This is a genomic window from Pseudomonas sp. RSB 5.4 (assembly GCF_037126175.1).
In the GTDB taxonomy this organism is placed as follows: domain Bacteria; phylum Pseudomonadota; class Gammaproteobacteria; order Pseudomonadales; family Pseudomonadaceae; genus Aquipseudomonas; species Aquipseudomonas fluorescens_H.
In genome coordinates, this window is the sequence record NZ_CP146986.1 from 3,263,420 (window position 1) to 3,278,349 (window position 14,930).

Annotated in this window: 16 protein-coding genes; 8 read left to right on the forward strand and 8 right to left on the reverse strand. The window is 58.6% G+C overall.

Translation table 11 applies throughout. From position 1 onward, the window contains the following. The first annotated feature begins 82 nt into the window (after window positions 1-82). Window positions 83-262 (forward strand): hypothetical protein, encoded by a 180-nt coding sequence (locus tag V9L13_RS14660; RefSeq protein ID WP_003227708.1) that lies wholly within the window; start codon window positions 83-85, stop codon window positions 260-262. A gap of 86 nt (window positions 263-348) precedes the next feature. Here V9L13_RS14660 and V9L13_RS14665 read toward each other — a convergent pair whose 3' ends face one another. Further along, window positions 349-975: a response regulator transcription factor gene (locus tag V9L13_RS14665; protein WP_338799886.1), complete on the reverse strand. Its 627-nt coding sequence runs from the start codon at window positions 973-975 to the stop codon at window positions 349-351. A 503-nt stretch (window positions 976-1,478) separates the two neighbouring features. Between V9L13_RS14665 and V9L13_RS14670 the strand changes: the two genes are divergently transcribed. Further along, the gene (locus tag V9L13_RS14670) at window positions 1,479-2,132 is read left to right on the forward strand and encodes a hypothetical protein (RefSeq protein WP_338799887.1); all 654 of its coding nucleotides are present in this window, start codon (window positions 1,479-1,481) and stop codon (window positions 2,130-2,132) included. Window positions 2,133-2,283: 151 nt separating this feature from the next. Here V9L13_RS14670 and V9L13_RS14675 read toward each other — a convergent pair whose 3' ends face one another. Together V9L13_RS14675 and V9L13_RS14680 are read right to left on the reverse strand one after the other, a co-directional pair. Continuing rightward, the gene (locus tag V9L13_RS14675; protein WP_003227714.1) at window positions 2,284-3,501 is read right to left on the reverse strand and encodes an argininosuccinate synthase; all 1,218 of its coding nucleotides are present in this window, start codon (window positions 3,499-3,501) and stop codon (window positions 2,284-2,286) included. Between the two features lie 129 nt (window positions 3,502-3,630). Then, window positions 3,631-4,539, reverse strand: coding sequence for an OmpA family protein (locus V9L13_RS14680; protein WP_338799888.1), 909 nt, complete (start codon window positions 4,537-4,539; stop codon window positions 3,631-3,633). A gap of 160 nt (window positions 4,540-4,699) precedes the next feature. Here V9L13_RS14680 and pyrC point away from each other — a divergent pair, with 160 nt between their 5' ends. After that, on the forward strand, window positions 4,700-5,746 hold the full coding sequence (pyrC, locus tag V9L13_RS14685; RefSeq protein ID WP_103484888.1) for a dihydroorotase: 1,047 nt from the start codon (window positions 4,700-4,702) through the stop codon (window positions 5,744-5,746). Beyond that, window positions 5,743-6,420, forward strand: coding sequence for a ribonuclease T (gene rnt / locus V9L13_RS14690; protein WP_003227721.1), 678 nt, complete (start codon window positions 5,743-5,745; stop codon window positions 6,418-6,420). Before pyrC ends, rnt begins: the two co-directional genes overlap by 4 nt. Window positions 6,421-6,494: 74 nt before the next feature. Here the strand turns inward: rnt and V9L13_RS14695 are convergent, their stop codons facing one another. Continuing rightward, the gene (locus V9L13_RS14695; RefSeq protein ID WP_003227723.1) at window positions 6,495-7,097 is read right to left on the reverse strand and encodes a peroxiredoxin; all 603 of its coding nucleotides are present in this window, start codon (window positions 7,095-7,097) and stop codon (window positions 6,495-6,497) included. 314 nt (window positions 7,098-7,411) lie between these two features. On the opposite strand from V9L13_RS14695, the gene V9L13_RS14700 reads away from it, so the two are divergent. Together V9L13_RS14700 and bfr are read left to right on the forward strand one after the other, a co-directional pair. Next, window positions 7,412-7,630, forward strand: a complete 219-nt coding sequence (locus V9L13_RS14700) for a bacterioferritin-associated ferredoxin (protein ID WP_003227725.1) — start codon at window positions 7,412-7,414, stop codon at window positions 7,628-7,630. A 200-nt stretch (window positions 7,631-7,830) separates the two neighbouring features. Next, a complete protein-coding gene (gene bfr / locus V9L13_RS14705; RefSeq protein ID WP_003227727.1) occupies window positions 7,831-8,304 on the forward strand; it encodes a bacterioferritin in 474 nt (157 codons plus the stop codon). Window positions 8,305-8,536: 232 nt separating this feature from the next. Here the strand turns inward: bfr and grxD are convergent, their stop codons facing one another. The 3 genes from grxD to V9L13_RS14720 all read right to left on the reverse strand — a co-directional run bounded on the left by grxD (window position 8,537) and on the right by V9L13_RS14720 (window position 11,509). Beyond that, on the reverse strand, window positions 8,537-8,878 hold the full coding sequence (gene grxD / locus V9L13_RS14710; RefSeq protein WP_003227729.1) for a Grx4 family monothiol glutaredoxin: 342 nt from the start codon (window positions 8,876-8,878) through the stop codon (window positions 8,537-8,539). A 97-nt stretch (window positions 8,879-8,975) separates the two neighbouring features. Further along, window positions 8,976-11,081: a molybdopterin oxidoreductase family protein gene (locus V9L13_RS14715; RefSeq protein ID WP_338799889.1), complete on the reverse strand. Its 2,106-nt coding sequence runs from the start codon at window positions 11,079-11,081 to the stop codon at window positions 8,976-8,978. Between the two features lie 137 nt (window positions 11,082-11,218). Beyond that, entirely contained in the window at window positions 11,219-11,509 is a 291-nt protein-coding gene (locus tag V9L13_RS14720) for a hypothetical protein (RefSeq protein ID WP_003227733.1), read from the reverse strand. A 403-nt stretch (window positions 11,510-11,912) separates the two neighbouring features. On the opposite strand from V9L13_RS14720, the gene argF reads away from it, so the two are divergent. Next, window positions 11,913-12,833, forward strand: coding sequence for an ornithine carbamoyltransferase (gene argF / locus V9L13_RS14725; protein WP_338799890.1), 921 nt, complete (start codon window positions 11,913-11,915; stop codon window positions 12,831-12,833). Then, the gene (locus V9L13_RS14730) at window positions 12,830-13,939 is read left to right on the forward strand and encodes an ABC transporter ATP-binding protein (RefSeq protein WP_338799891.1); all 1,110 of its coding nucleotides are present in this window, start codon (window positions 12,830-12,832) and stop codon (window positions 13,937-13,939) included. The genes argF and V9L13_RS14730 overlap by 4 nt, the downstream gene beginning before the upstream one ends. 120 nt (window positions 13,940-14,059) lie before the next feature. Here the strand turns inward: V9L13_RS14730 and V9L13_RS14735 are convergent, their stop codons facing one another. Continuing rightward, complete coding sequence (locus V9L13_RS14735; RefSeq protein ID WP_103486014.1) at window positions 14,060-14,842, reverse strand: PhzF family phenazine biosynthesis protein; 783 nt, start codon at window positions 14,840-14,842, stop codon at window positions 14,060-14,062. Window positions 14,843-14,930: the final 88 nt, after the last annotated feature.

Sequence of the window (14,930 nt, forward strand, 5' to 3'; positions counted from 1 at the left end):
CGATTGAAAAAATCTTTTTTACCCGCAGCAGGAATATCGATATAAGGAGCGCCAAAGGCAGTCTTAGCCTGGAGTTCACCTTATGACTGACACCAAAGAACAATTGGACGTAGATGACGATTTCACAGTTGTGGAAACCGACGACGCCGAACCTGTCGTCGAGGTCGCCAAGACCAATCTGAGCAAACGTCGCACCATCGATAACCTGCTTGAGGAGCGCCGACTGCAAAAGCAATTGGCCGATTACGATTTTGATCTCTGATACTTGAAAGCCTCCCGAACCGGAGGCTTTTTACTTTCCGGGAATCCGACACCGAGCGGCCCATGATCCGTCGGCAGGCAGGACCATCAGACCAGCCCGTTGCGTTGCGCCAGCTCAATCAGGTCCACCAGCGACCGAGCATTGAGCTTCAATAACAAACGGGTCTTGTAAGTGCTGACCATCTTGTTGCTGAGAAACATGCCGTCAGCGATTTCCTTGTTGGTCTTGCCCCGCGCCAATTGCTGCAACACCATCATTTCCCGCCCGGAAAGGCGGTCTACCATATCGGCCTCACTGGCATTACCGAGGCTGGTTCGCACGGTATGCAGGGCCTGGTTTGGAAAATAGCTGTATCCGGACAGTACGGCCTTGATCGCACTGAGCAACTCTGTCAGATCCTGTTGTTTACAGACATACCCCGCCGCCCCCGACTGCATGCAGCGCATCGAAAAATGCCCGGGTGCCTGAGAGGTCAACACCAGAACTTTCAATGGCATCGGTGTCGAGTTCAGACGGGCAATAACTTCCAGACCATCGAGCTTCGGTATTCCAATATCCAGAATAACGATATCCGGCATTTGTTCACGCGCAAGTTGCAATGCATCCACACCATTATCTGTTTCGGCAATAACTTCGTAGCCATGACGTTCCATCAGCATACGCACAGCAAGACGAATGACGGGGTGATCATCCACGATCAGCACTTTATTCATGGGCAAGTCCAGTTTCGCTGTTCGAATTTTTAGAACCCGCACAATAGCCTAGTCACTTCCGACATGGCACAAGAGAGTTCCGTCACACTCACAGCCAAAGACATTCCCTACATCAAAAAAAGACTATTCCTACAAAAAACCGCCACTGGTGATATTGGCAAGCCCCGGCCGTTTCTCTGACCACGCCTTGGACGTGAAAAATACTACGCACTGCAACCCAAGCCGGCTCACTGATCCAGAGCCTCTCGCGCAAGAAGAGACTGCAAAATTGCTGTTGTTGCATGACAGCGCACTGCTGAGGCCGGACAGCTTCAGGCTGACAATCGATTGTAAAAACAACAGCAAGAACGCCACTACACATTTTAAACAATCAACGTCTGAAACAAGATACTTCTACCCAACGAATTTTATTTAATATAAAAAAGAGCATCAGACGCAAAACTTCACCCACATGAAATCATTCAATAAACACATTGGAAAAACACACTTAATGAGCAAACACCATGATAAAAATCAGAAAAAAAATCACCAACCCCATGACGGTAATTGCAATATTTGCATTTATTTCCGAATCGTCGGCGGCCATCTCCCTGCCTTTTCTAGATAACGATGAAAGAGAAGTCTATATCTGGTTCCTGATCAGCTTCCCGTTTTACTTGCTGTTGCTGTTTTTTTTAACGCTGAACTTCAACTACCGTTCATTGTATGCGCCGTCGGACTTCGACAAGGACGACAGTTTTCTAAAAGTCTTTGATGAGTTGAAGCAGACGGAGAATATCCCCTGTTCGTCCCCGGCACGCGGAGCACCAGGCGGTCAGGAGTGGACGCTACCTGAACGTGGCATTGACGAATCCTGCCCGGAGCGAGCGTGGATTGAGCACACCATCCAACTGCCCAAATCCATGGGCACGTTGCGCGCCATCGATGTACGTCCGCTGAACAGCACACAGGCGTTCAATGCGCTGGCCGAACACTTTCCTCAGCTTGGCAAGCAATCGGCCAAGGCAGTGGTATTTTTGACCGACTCTGCGTCTGACGCTCTGCTCAAGCAAATTACCCTCAGCCTTGTCAAACAAGCGAAAAAAAACGGAGGCGCCAAACTTTTCGTTGCTTATAACGTGAGCACGCAAAGTACTACGGTGCTGAGGGGGGAATGAGACGCAGAGTAGATGCCTGAAGTGGACATTCAAGAAAATGCTGGAATTGACCGTAACAACATATGTTGCGGGTTAACGTCAGACAACCACAAAAAAAAATGGCGGCTTTGTCACTGGGACAAGCCGCCACTTCTTTACAGGCCCGCGATGCTTAGAACAGCTTGCGGCCTTTGTTGGCAGCAATGCGCATGCGCAGCGCGTTGAGCTTGATGAAGCCCGCCGCGTCGGCCTGGTTGTAAGCGCCGCCGTCTTCTTCGAAGGTCGCGATATTGGCGTCGAACAGCGAATCGTCGGACTTGCGACCGGTCACGATCACGTTGCCTTTGTACAGCTTCAGGCGAACCACGCCGTTCACGTTGACCTGGGAAGCGTCGATCATCTGTTGCAGCATCAGACGCTCCGGGCTCCACCAGTAGCCGGTGTAGATCAGGCTGGCGTATTTCGGCATCAGCTCGTCTTTGAGGTGAGCGACTTCGCGGTCCAGGGTGATCGATTCGATGGCGCGGTGAGCGCGCAGCATGATGGTGCCGCCCGGGGTTTCGTAGCAGCCACGGGACTTCATGCCCACGTAACGGTTTTCAACGATGTCCAGACGACCGATACCGTGAGCACCGCCGATTTTGTTCAGCGTTGCCAGTACGGTGGCCGGAGTCATTTCGACGCCGTCCAGGGCAACGATGTCGCCGTTGCGGTAGGTCAGTTCCAGGTATTGCGGGGTGTCAGGCGCGTTCTCCGGGGAGACGGTCCAGCGCCACATGTCTTCTTCGTGCTCGGTCCAGGTGTCTTCCAGCACGCCGCCTTCATAGGAGATGTGCAGCAGGTTGGCGTCCATCGAGTACGGAGATTTCTTCTTGCCGTGACGCTCGATCGGGATCGCGTGCTTCTCGGCGTAGTCCATCAGCTTCTCGCGGGACAGCAGGTCCCACTCACGCCATGGAGCAATGACTTTCACGCCTGGCTTGAGCGCGTAGGCACCCAGTTCGAAACGCACCTGGTCATTGCCCTTGCCGGTAGCGCCATGGGAAATGGCGTCGGCGCCGGTTTCGTTGGCGATTTCGATCAGACGTTTGGCGATCAGCGGACGTGCGATGGAGGTACCCAGCAGGTACTCGCCTTCGTAAACGGTGTTGGCGCGGAACATCGGGAACACGAAGTCACGCACGAATTCTTCGCGCAGGTCGTCGATGTAGATTTCTTTGACGCCCATGGCCTGAGCCTTGGCGCGAGCCGGCTCGACCTCTTCGCCCTGACCCAGGTCAGCGGTGAAGGTCACCACTTCACAGTTATAAGTATCCTGCAGCCACTTGAGGATCACCGAAGTGTCCAGGCCGCCGGAATACGCCAGAACGACCTTGTTTACGTCCGCCATGCCATCACTCCACGGGGTTCTACGGAAAGCCGAGGAGTCTACCGCTCAAATACGATAATTTACAGAGGCGCGACAGCTTAAGACGACAAAGCGACAGAATCTGTCGAGAGCGCGACGATGACCGGCGGGTCAGGAAGTCGCCGCAGCATTGGCAGGCGCGCTGGCTTGTGGCGCTGGCGCAGTGGTCGGTGCCACCCGTGCCAGCTTCACGCTGACCCGGCGATTCTTCGCCCGGTTAGTGGCATTGGTGTTCGGCACCAAAGGATATTGCTCACCATGGAAACGCACGGTGATCTGCGATTCGGCGATGCCGTTGGCCTTGAAGAAATCGACCACCGCCAGCGCGCGACGGCGCGACAGTTCACGGTTGGTCAGACGGTTGCCGCTGTTGTCGGAATAGCCATCCAGTTCGATGTGATTGACCGTCGGATCGGCCTTCATGAAGTCCAGCATCACCTGCAGCCTGGCGCGAGCGGCGGAGTCCAGATCAGTGCCCTCACCCGGAAAACCGACCTGCGATTGTTTGATCTGGTCAAAATTCTGCGGCAGCAGTTTTGCCACACACGTCTGGTAATCATTGAACGCTTTGCTGAACTTCACCGGCAGCAGACGCACTTCCGAAACTCGGCCATCGCCGGACGCACGGCGCACCACCGGGCTGCGACCGTCCAGCAAACCGCTGATCAGCCCGCCGGCCTGGGATTGCGAACTGTTGAACAGCACGTTACCGGTGCCGATCCTGACGCTGCCCAGGTAGATGTCGTTGCGCCCCGGTTGCCATGGCGCGGCCGCCGCAAGCAACGTCGCTGAACCGCCGCCGAGCATGGCGTTATAGGCATTGAGGCGGAATATCGCCTGTTCGCCGGCCTTGCGCACGAACTGGCCCGAGCCGAAATCGGTGATCGGCTGGGTCAGGCGGCACTCGAACTTGTCGCCCTCGACCGTCCACTCAATGTTCTCCAGACGCGTCTGGTAGGTGAGCGCCATCGCGGGGAGGCTGGCAAACACACTGAGCAAGGCTAAATATCGCTGGCGCACGGGAGGCTCCATTGGCTTCTGTAACACAAAGACCGATTCACACTATGTTTACGGCATACCTACGGGATATCGGAAGGTTCCGGCAAAACTTGATAGCGAGTGCCTGCAAGAGTCTTTTCCGGTAGCATTCCCCTCAGTTTGACCCGCCTGGAATCCCCTCATGTCCGACCGCCTGACCCTGCTGCGTCCCGACGACTGGCACATTCATCTTCGCGATGGTGCCGTGTTGACCAATACCGTTGCCGATGTTGCGCGCACCTTTGGCCGCGCCATCATCATGCCCAACCTGGTACCACCGGTGCGCAACGCCGCTGAAGCCGACGGCTATCGCCAGCGGATTCTCGCTGCCCGCCCGGCCGGCAGTCGTTTCGAACCGCTGATGGTGCTGTACCTCACCGACCGCACCCAGCCCGAAGAAATTCGTCAGGCCAAGGCCAGCGGTTTCGTGCACGCTGCCAAATTGTACCCGGCCGGCGCCACTACCAACTCCGATTCCGGGGTGACCAGCATCGACAAGATCTTCCCGGCGCTGGAAGCCATGGCCGAAGTCGGCATGCCGCTGCTGATCCACGGCGAAGTCACCCGTGGCGATGTCGACGTCTTCGATCGCGAAAAGATTTTCATCGATGAGCACATGCGCCGTGTCGTCGAGCGTTTCCCGACGCTCAAAGTGGTGTTCGAACACATCACCACCGGCGACGCCGTGCAGTTCGTCAACGAGGCTTCGGCCAACGTCGGCGCGACCATCACCGCGCATCACCTGCTGTACAACCGCAACCACATGTTGGTGGGCGGGATTCGGCCGCACTTCTATTGCCTGCCGATCCTCAAGCGTAATACCCATCAGGAAGCCCTGCTCGATGCCGCCACCAGCGGCAGCGCGAAGTTCTTCCTCGGTACCGACTCGGCGCCGCACGCCCAGCACGCCAAGGAAGCCGCCTGCGGCTGCGCCGGCTGCTACACCGCGTACGCCGCCATTGAGCTGTATGCCGAAGCCTTCGAACAGCGCAACGCGCTGGACAAGCTTGAAGCGTTCGCCAGCCTCAACGGCCCACGCTTCTACGGTCTGCCGGCCAACACCGATCGCATCACCCTGGTTCGCGAAGAATGGACCGCCCCGACCAGCCTGCCGTTTGGCGAGCTGACCGTTATCCCGCTGCGCGCCGGTGAAAAACTGCGCTGGCGCCTGCTGGAGGAACACGCGTGAGTGAAGACCATTTCGACGACGAACTGGACGGTCAAGGTGGCGGCGGCGGTTCCCGTCACCCAATGGCAGCACGTTTTCGCGGTTACCTGCCGGTTGTCGTCGACGTAGAGACCGGTGGCTTCAATTCGGCCACCGACGCTCTGCTGGAGATTGCCGCGACCACCATCGCCATGGATGAAAAGGGTTTCGTCTACCCGGATCACACCTACTTTTTCCGCGTCGAGCCGTTCGAAGGCGCCAACATCGAAGCGGCGGCGCTGGAGTTCACCGGGATCAAGCTCGATCACCCGTTGCGCATGGCGGTCAGCGAAGAAACCGCGCTGACCGACATCTTCCGTGGCGTGCGCAAGGCGCTGAAGGCCAATGGCTGCAAGCGCGCGATTCTGGTCGGCCATAACAGCAGCTTCGACCTTGGCTTCCTGAATGCTGCGGTTGCGCGTCTGGACATGAAGCGCAACCCGTTTCACCCGTTCTCCAGCTTCGATACCGCGACGCTGGCCGGTCTGGCTTACGGCCAAACCGTACTGGCCAAGGCCTGTCAGGCAGCCGACATCGACTTCGACGGCCGTGAAGCGCATTCGGCGCGTTACGACACCGAGAAGACCGCCGAGCTGTTCTGCGGCATCGTCAACCGCTGGAAACAGATGGGCGGCTGGGAAGACTTCGACGACTGATCCTCGTCGGACAAATCCCGTGCATGAAAAAACCGGCCACGTGGGCCGGTTTTTTTGTACCTCGACGTTGTGCCTTACAGGGCAGCAGCGTTCTCGGTCAGGTAAGCCGCAACGCCTTCTGGCGAAGCGTTCATGCCTTTGTCGCCTTTTTTCCAGTTGGCAGGGCAGACTTCGCCGTGCTCTTCGTGGAATTGCAGAGCGTCGACCAGACGGATCAGCTCTTCCATGTTACGGCCCAGCGGCAGGTCGTTGATGATCTGCGAGCGGACAACGCCCTTGTCGTCGATCAGGAACGCGCCACGGAAAGCCACGCCGCCTTCGGACTCAACGTCGTAGGCCTTGGCGATGTCGTGCTTCATGTCGGCAGCCATGGTGTATTTCACCTGGCCGATGCCGCCATTGTTGACCGGGGTGTTGCGCCAGGCGTTGTGGGTGAAGTGCGAGTCGATCGACACAGCGATCACTTCTACGTTACGTGCCTTGAAGTCAGCCATGCGGTTGTCCAGAGCGATCAGCTCGGACGGGCAGACGAAGGTGAAGTCCAGTGGGTAGAAGAACACCAGGCCGTATTTGCCTTTGATGGCCGAGGACAGGGTGAAGCTGTCAACGATCTCGCCATTGCCGAGTACGGCCGGGACGGTGAAGTCAGGGGCTTGTTTGCCTACGAGTACGCTCATGGATATCTCCTGGTGAATAACTTTGAAGTTCAGGGTCCGGGCCAGCCTGCCACCCTCAGGCGACAGCCCTGTGACACGAACCCTCTTCGCAAGGGCCGACCATCATACACTGCGTTTTTCGCCTGTCCTTAACGGTTTTTTGCTCAAAGCGGATAACCGTGCCGCATTTTCGGGGCCAGGCAAATCGCCATTAAGCACCGTTCGTCAGTCATCGCTGATTCGTTCATAAAGCGTTCAGAAAGCACTTTGACAATCATTCTCGTTAACATTAAGATCCATCGCAATTGAGTCACAACCAGCGACGGTTCTCACTTATGTATGTTTGTCTCTGCACTGGCGTCACCGACGGACAGATCCGCGAAGCGATCTATGAAGGTTGCTGCAGCTATAAAGAAGTCCGCCAGGCCACCGGCGTCGCCAGCCAATGCGGCAAATGTGCCTGCCTGGCCAAGGAAGTGGTCCGCGAAACCCTGACCAAACTGCAAACCGCCCAGGCCGCGATCCCGTATCCGGTAGAATTTACAGCGGCGTAATTACCCCAATTTCGAAGAACCGGACTTATGTCCGGTTTTTTTATGCCCGTAAATCAACTGGTTAGGCGCTAGACGCGGAACACAAACATTCTTATTCAGATTTAATTTCATTTATTATTCAATAACTTAGGTTTGACACTTATAAGTACCAAGCTCAAACTCCGCCTTATATACAGCTATTACAGGGCAGGACTCCCATCATGAAAGGCGACATTACAGTCATCCAGCATCTCAACAAGATCCTTGCCAATGAGCTGGTCGCGATCAATCAGTACTTCCTGCATGCGCGCATGTATGAAGATTGGGGCCTGAACAAGCTGGGCAAGCACGAGTACCACGAATCCATCGACGAGATGAAACACGCGGACAAGCTGATCAAGCGCATCCTGTTCCTTGAAGGCCTGCCGAACGTGCAGGATCTGGGCAAGCTGCACATTGGCGAGCACACCCAGGAAATGCTCGAGTGCGACCTGCGCATCGAAAAGACCGGCCACGCCGATCTGAAAGCCGCCATCGCCCATTGCGAATCGGTTGGCGACTTCGGCAGCCGTGAACTGCTCGAAGACATTCTCGAGTCCGAAGAAGAACACATCGACTGGCTGGAAACCCAACTGGGCCTGATCGATAAAGTCGGTCTTGAGAACTATCTGCAATCGCAGATGGGCGAAGAGTAGGAGCTGCCGCAGGCTGCGATCTTTTTCGATTGCACCGGCAACTCGCGTTAACTTTTCCAGCGCACTAAAAAGCCCCGCCCTCTTACGAGGTGCGGGGCTTTTTTATTGGCAAATCCCGGATCAGATGCAGATCCCTGTGGGAGCGGGCTTGCTCGCGAATGCGGTGTATCAGTCAGTTACTATTTTTCTGATACACCGCATTCGCGAGCAAGCCCGCTCCCACTAAGCCGGATCAGGCTTCGGACTTGGCCGCAGCAGCCTTGGCCGATGCTTCCTTGACCAGAGTCTGCAGCTCACCGTTGGCGAACATTTCAGCCATGATGTCGCTGCCGCCGACCAGTTCACCGCCAACCCACAATTGCGGGAAAGTCGGCCAGTTGGCGTACTTTGGCAGGTTGGCGCGGATTTCCGGGTTCTGCAGGATGTCGACGTAGGCGAACTTCTCGCCACAGCCCATCACGGCCTGCGCAGCTTTCGCGGAGAAGCCACACTGCGGGGCATTCGGCGAGCCTTTCATGTAAAGCAGAATGGTGTTGTTGGCAATCTGCTCTTTAATCGTTTCGATGATATCCATGGAGCACCTCGGCTGAACTTTCCGACTCATGGGTCGGCACGGTGGCGCATTGTAACGGAATCCCGAGCGCCCTGCTCGGTCTCCCCGACAGACATGCTCAAGCCGCCACCACCGTCACCGGCACGCCGTTGAGCGCCGCGTTGCCCGACAGCTCGTCGAGCTGGCATTCATCGGTCAGGTCGTTGGCGCTCGACCCCGGCTGACCGCTGGCAATCGCCATCTGCACCCCCGGACGCGCGTGACCCCAGCCATGCGGCAGGCTGACCACGCCTTTCATCATGTCCAGGCTGCCGAGCACTTCCACTTCGATCTGCCCGACCCGCGAACTGACGCGCACCAACTGCCCGTCGTCGAGCCCGCGACTGGCCAGATCATCAGGGTGCATCAGCAGTTGATGACGCGGCTTACCCTTCACCAGACGATGGTAATTGTGCATCCATGAATTGTTGCTGCGCACATGGCGCCGGCCGATCATCAGCAGCTCATCCGCCGCCGGCGCCTGCAAGGCGGCAAAGCGTGCGAGATCGGCGAGGATCTCCGGTGGCGCAGCCTGTACCCGTTGATTCGGGGTTTTCAGGCGGGCCGCCAGATTCGGCTTGAGCGCGCCCAGATCGACGCCGTGCGGATGATCGAACAGCGTCGCCAGCGACAGCTGGTGCGCCGAAGCATCGCCATACAGCCCCATGCGCAGCCCCATATCGATCATCTTCGCCGGCGGCATCGTCGGTTTCAGCTCCTTACCGGTCTTCTCGGCAAACGCCTTGGCCAGGCCAACGAAGATCTCCCAGTCGTGTAATGCGCCCTCGGGCTTGGCGAGAATCGCCCGATTGAAGCGAGTGACGTTGCGCACCGCGAACAGGTTGAACGTAGTGTCGTAGTGATCGTTCTCCAGCGCCGAAGTCGACGGCAGGATCAGGTCGGCATAACGCGTGGTTTCGTTGATGTACAGGTCGATGCTGAGCATGAACTCCAGACCATCGAGCGCCTGCTCCAGTTGCCGGCCGTTCGGTGTCGACAACACCGGATTGCCGGCCACGGTGATCAATGCGCGAATCTGCCCTTCGCCTTCGGTGAGCATCTCTTCGGCCAGCGCCGACACCGGCAGCTCGCCGCCGTACTCGGGCCGCCCGGACACCCGGCTCTGCCACTTGTTGAAATGCCCACCCGAGGTCGACGCCACCAGATCCACCGCCGGCTCGGTGCACAGCGCGCCGCCGACCCGGTCGAGGTTGCCGGTGACCAGATTGATCAACTGCACCACCCAGTGGCACAAGGTGCCGAACGCCTGAGTCGAAACGCCCATGCGCCCGTAGCACACCGCGCTCGGCGCAGCAGCGAAATCCCGCGCCAGTTGGCGGATCTGCTCGGCCGGCACCGCACACAGCGGGCTCATGGCTTCGGCAGTGAACGTTGCGATGGCTGCGCGCACTTCATCGAGGCCATCGACGGGCAAGTGACTGTCGCGGGTCAGGCCTTCTTCGAACAAGGTATTGAGCACGCCGAACAGCAACGCCGCGTCGCCACCGGGACGCACGAACAAGTGCTGATCGGCGATGGCCGCCGTTTCGCTGCGCCGGGGATCGACCACCACCACTTTGCCACCGCGCGCCTGAATCGCCTTCAGGCGTTTCTCGACATCCGGTACGGTCATGATGCTGCCGTTGGATGCCAGCGGATTACCGCCGAGGATCAGCATGAAATCGGTGTGATCGATGTCCGGGATCGGCAGCAGCAAGCCGTGGCCGTACATCAGGTAACTGCTCAGGTGATGCGGCAACTGGTCGACCGAGGTCGCGGAGAAGCGATTGCGCGTTTTCAGCAGGCCGAGAAAGTAGTTGCTGTGGGTCATCAGCCCGTAGTTGTGCACGCTCGGATTGCCTTGATAGACCGCCACCGCGTTCTGGCCGTGACGCTCCTGAATTGCCGCCAGACGCTCGGCCACCAGCGCAAAGGCCTCGTCCCACTCGATCGGCAGCCATTCGCTGCCGACCCGGCGCATCGGCTGACGCAGGCGATCCGGATCGTTCTGGATGTCTTGCAGGGCCACAGCCTTGGGACAGATGTGCCCGCGACTGAACGTATCGAGGGCATCGCCCTTGATTGAGGTGATTGCGACGTTACCATCGGTTTCGGTGGTCTCGATGGTCAGGCCGCAAATGGCTTCGCACAGGTGGCAGGCACGGTGATGGAGAGTCTTGGTCATGGCCAGTCTCTGTCTTGTTCTGGGCAGGCAACGGACGTGCCTGCGGGAACAAAACTATGGCCCGTGTGCAGGAGCGACGCCAGCGACGTTCGTCTTGTGAATCGACGGCTATCAGGCGAGCCGATAGCTCGTCAGGCTCAGTTGGACGGCAACTGCGGCGGCGCCTGCAACTGGATTTCCTGAATGGTTTCGATCTGCTCGTGGGCGACGTGCACGCCGGTGAGTTCGCCGATCAGTCGCCAGTGCTCGTCGAGCCCTGCGCTGATAGTCGCCATGCGATCGATCATCTGGCGACTGGCAGCCTTGACCACATCATCTTCGCTGCGCAGCAGTTCGAAGGACATTGACGTCACCGAGGCGGTGAGATGGGTCAGTGAGCGAGCCGTGTGGCCCAGCAATTCCATTAACAATTGTTCTTTCGATTCCATGCGGAGGCTTCCTGCGTCGCTCGAAAGGTAGTTATAACCCAGCACTTTGCATTAGCAAATGTTTCAACCGGCCATCCGACCAAGCGAAGCCGTGGCCGGGCAGTCGCAAACCGACCCGACCTGCCCCATCCCCGCCACAGCGGATTGCCAAGCCCCGCGGCGCCAGTGTACAAATGAGTCCGTTACACGCCTCAACCCGGCTTCTACTGCGCGACTGCAACACTCTGTCGCCGCTGCAAACTCCGCAAAAACCGTAGCCTATTGGCGTAACGCGACATTTAGTGTCAATATCGCGCCTTCCCCTATTTCGTCGCCCCGTGCGGCTTACGCCGCAGGTCTCGCCCGTTGTTCCGTTAAACAAGGCTTTGAGCATCTGCGGTTTGTAGCAAAAAGGTAGTCAATGATGAGCGCAAGGCACTTTCTCGCCCTGATGGATTGCACGCCCGAAGAGCTGGTCAGCGTGATCCGTCGAGGCGTTGAGCTCAAGGACCTGCGTAACCGCGGCGTACTGTTCGAGCCTCTGAAAAACCGCGTCCTGGGGATGATCTTCGAGAAGTCCTCGACCCGTACCCGGATCTCCTTCGAGGCCGGCATGATCCAGCTCGGTGGCCAGGCAATCTTCCTGTCGCCGCGCGACACCCAGTTGGGCCGTGGCGAGCCGATCGGCGACTGCGCCATCGTCATGTCGAGCATGCTCGATGCGGTGATGATCCGTACCTTTGCCCACAGCACCCTGACCGAATTCGCTGCCAACTCGCGCGTGCCGGTGATCAACGGCCTGTCCGATGACCTGCACCCGTGCCAGTTGCTGGCCGACATGCAGACCTTCCTTGAGCACCGTGGCTCGATCCAGGGCAAGACCGTGGCCTGGATCGGCGACGGCAACAACATGTGCAACAGCTATATAGAAGCGGCGATCCAGTTCGACTTCCAGTTGCGCATCGCCTGCCCGGAAGGCTACGAGCCAAATCCTGAGTTCGTCGCCCGCGCCGGCGATCGTGTGACCATCGTCCGCGATCCGCAGGACGCTGTGCGCGGTGCGCATCTGGTGAGCACCGACGTCTGGACTTCGATGGGTCAGGAAGAGGAAACTGCCAAGCGCCTGAAGCTATTCGCACCGTTCCAGGTGACCCGCGCCCTGCTCGATCTGGCGGCCGAAGATGTGCTGTTCATGCACTGCCTGCCAGCGCACCGCGGTGAAGAAATCAGCCTCGACCTGCTTGATGACCCGCGCTCCGTCGCCTGGGATCAGGCAGAAAACCGTCTCCACGCACAGAAGGCCCTGCTCGAGTTCCTCGTCGAACCGGCATATCACCACGCATGAGCCATGAATTACTGCTGAACCTGCGCAACCTTGCTTGCGGCTATCAAGATCAACGTGTGGTGCAGAACCTCAATCTGCACCTCAACGCCGGTGACATCGGTTGCCTGCTCGGCTCGTCCGGCTGCGGCAAGACCACCACCCTGCGCGCGATTGCCGGTTTTGAACCGGTGCACGAAGGTGAAATCACCCTGGGAGGTGAAACCATCTCCAGCGCCGGTTTCACTCTGGCACCAGAGAAACGCCGGATCGGCATGGTGTTTCAGGATTACGCGCTGTTCCCGCACCTGAGCGTCGCGGACAACATCGCCTTCGGTATCCGCAAGCATCCGAACAAGGAGCGCGTCACCGAGGAGCTGCTGGAACTGGTCAACCTGAAGAACCTCGGCAAGCGCTTCCCCCACGAGTTATCGGGAGGCCAGCAACAGCGTGTCGCCCTCGCCCGGGCTCTGGCGCCGGAGCCGCAATTGCTGCTGCTCGACGAGCCGTTCTCCAACCTCGATGGCGAACTGCGGCGCAAGCTCAGCCACGAAGTGCGTGACATCCTCAAGGCCCGTGGCACCAGTGCGATTCTGGTGACCCACGACCAGGAAGAAGCCTTCGCCGTCAGCGATCACGTTGGCGTGTTCAAGGAAGGTCGGCTGGAGCAGTGGGACACGCCCTACAACCTCTACCACGAGCCAGCGACGCCGTTTGTCGCCAGCTTCATCGGTCAGGGTTATTTCATTCGCGGCCAGCTCGGCAGCCCGGAATCGGTGCAGACCGAACTCGGTGAACTGCGCGGCAACCGGGCCTACACCTGGCCGGTGGGCGGTGCGGTGGATGTGTTGCTGCGTCCGGATGACATTGTTTATGCGCCGGACAGCGGGTTGAAAGCGCGGATCGTCGGCAAGACGTTCCTTGGCGCCTCAACCCTGTATCGCCTGCAACTGCCGACCGGTGCGCAACTGGAATCGATCTTCCCGAGCCATGCAGACCATCAGGTCGGTGCGGATGTGGGGATTCGGGTCGCCGCCGAACACCTCGTCCTGTTCCAGGCCAGCGGCAGTACCGCGGCACAAATCCCGGCGGCGGAAAACGGCGTTCGCCGCTACAGCGCTGCACTCTGATCCGCCCCGGATCAAAACTGTGGGAGCGGGCTTGCTCGCGAATGCGCTGTGTCAGTCAACGAAGAGGTCGTCTGACACAGCGCATTCGCGAGCAAGCCCGCTCCCACAATTGGTTTTGGGTCAGCCTAGAATCAACGTACCGCTCGCCACCAGCGTCGCATTCCCGCCAATCTTCACCCGCTCACCTTCCAGCCGGCAGAATAACTCCCCGCCCCGCGCCGAGCGCTGGCACGCGGTCAAACTGGACTTGCCCAGGCGTTTCGACCAGTACGGAATCAAGCTGCAATGCGTCGAACCAGTGACCGGATCTTCGTTGATGCCGATCGCCGGGGCGAAATAACGCGAGACGAAATCATGCTGATTGCCGCGTGCCGTCACGATCGCGCCGAGCCACGGCAATTTCGCCAGCGCGACCATGTCCGGCTTGCAGTCGAGCACCGCCTGCTCCGACTCGAGCACCACGAACAACTCGTTGGAACCAAGCACATCCACCGCCTCGACGCCCAGCGCACGCTCGACATCCAGCGTCACGCCAATCTCTGACGGCACAATTGAAGGGAAGTCCAGCCACAGGCGATCGCCTTCACGACTGACACTCAACGGCCCGGACTTGCAGATGAAGTCCAGCCGCTCGGTGGTTTCCTTGTAGACCTCGAACAACACATAGGCGCTGGCCAGCGTCGCATGCCCGCACAATGGCACCTCGGTGGTCGGGGTGAACCAGCGGATATGCCACGCCGCGCCTTCGCGCACCACAAACGCGGTTTCCGCCAGATTGTGCTCGGCGGCGATCTTCTGCATCAGCTCATCCGCAAGCCATGCATCGAGCCGATAAACCATCGCCGGATTGCCACTGAACGGCCGATCGCTGAACGCGTCGACTTGATAAAACTCAAGCTGCATAACCTTCTCCCTAAGTCCGTGGGCAGAGCATGCAACGCGGGCCGGATCAGCGCCAGTGACAGAACCGGCCAATTTTCTGCATACAGCG

Coding starts and splice junctions, on each gene's coding strand:
- argF (WP_338799890.1), top strand. CDS start 11,913: ATGAGCGCAAGGCACTTTCTCGCCCTGATGGATTGCACGCCCGAAGAG.
- V9L13_RS14700 (WP_003227725.1), top strand. CDS start 7,412: ATGTATGTTTGTCTCTGCACTGGCGTCACCGACGGACAGATCCGCGAA.
- V9L13_RS14675 (WP_003227714.1), bottom strand. CDS start 3,501: ATGGCGGACGTAAACAAGGTCGTTCTGGCGTATTCCGGCGGCCTGGAC.
- V9L13_RS14670 (WP_338799887.1), top strand. CDS start 1,479: ATGATAAAAATCAGAAAAAAAATCACCAACCCCATGACGGTAATTGCA.
- pyrC (WP_103484888.1), top strand. CDS start 4,700: ATGTCCGACCGCCTGACCCTGCTGCGTCCCGACGACTGGCACATTCAT.
- V9L13_RS14715 (WP_338799889.1), bottom strand. CDS start 11,081: ATGACCAAGACTCTCCATCACCGTGCCTGCCACCTGTGCGAAGCCATT.
- V9L13_RS14720 (WP_003227733.1), bottom strand. CDS start 11,509: ATGGAATCGAAAGAACAATTGTTAATGGAATTGCTGGGCCACACGGCT.
- V9L13_RS14665 (WP_338799886.1), bottom strand. CDS start 975: ATGAATAAAGTGCTGATCGTGGATGATCACCCCGTCATTCGTCTTGCT.
- bfr (WP_003227727.1), top strand. CDS start 7,831: ATGAAAGGCGACATTACAGTCATCCAGCATCTCAACAAGATCCTTGCC.
- grxD (WP_003227729.1), bottom strand. CDS start 8,878: ATGGATATCATCGAAACGATTAAAGAGCAGATTGCCAACAACACCATT.
- V9L13_RS14660 (WP_003227708.1), top strand. CDS start 83: ATGACTGACACCAAAGAACAATTGGACGTAGATGACGATTTCACAGTT.
- V9L13_RS14695 (WP_003227723.1), bottom strand. CDS start 7,097: ATGAGCGTACTCGTAGGCAAACAAGCCCCTGACTTCACCGTCCCGGCC.
- V9L13_RS14735 (WP_103486014.1), bottom strand. CDS start 14,842: ATGCAGCTTGAGTTTTATCAAGTCGACGCGTTCAGCGATCGGCCGTTC.
- V9L13_RS14730 (WP_338799891.1), top strand. CDS start 12,830: ATGAGCCATGAATTACTGCTGAACCTGCGCAACCTTGCTTGCGGCTAT.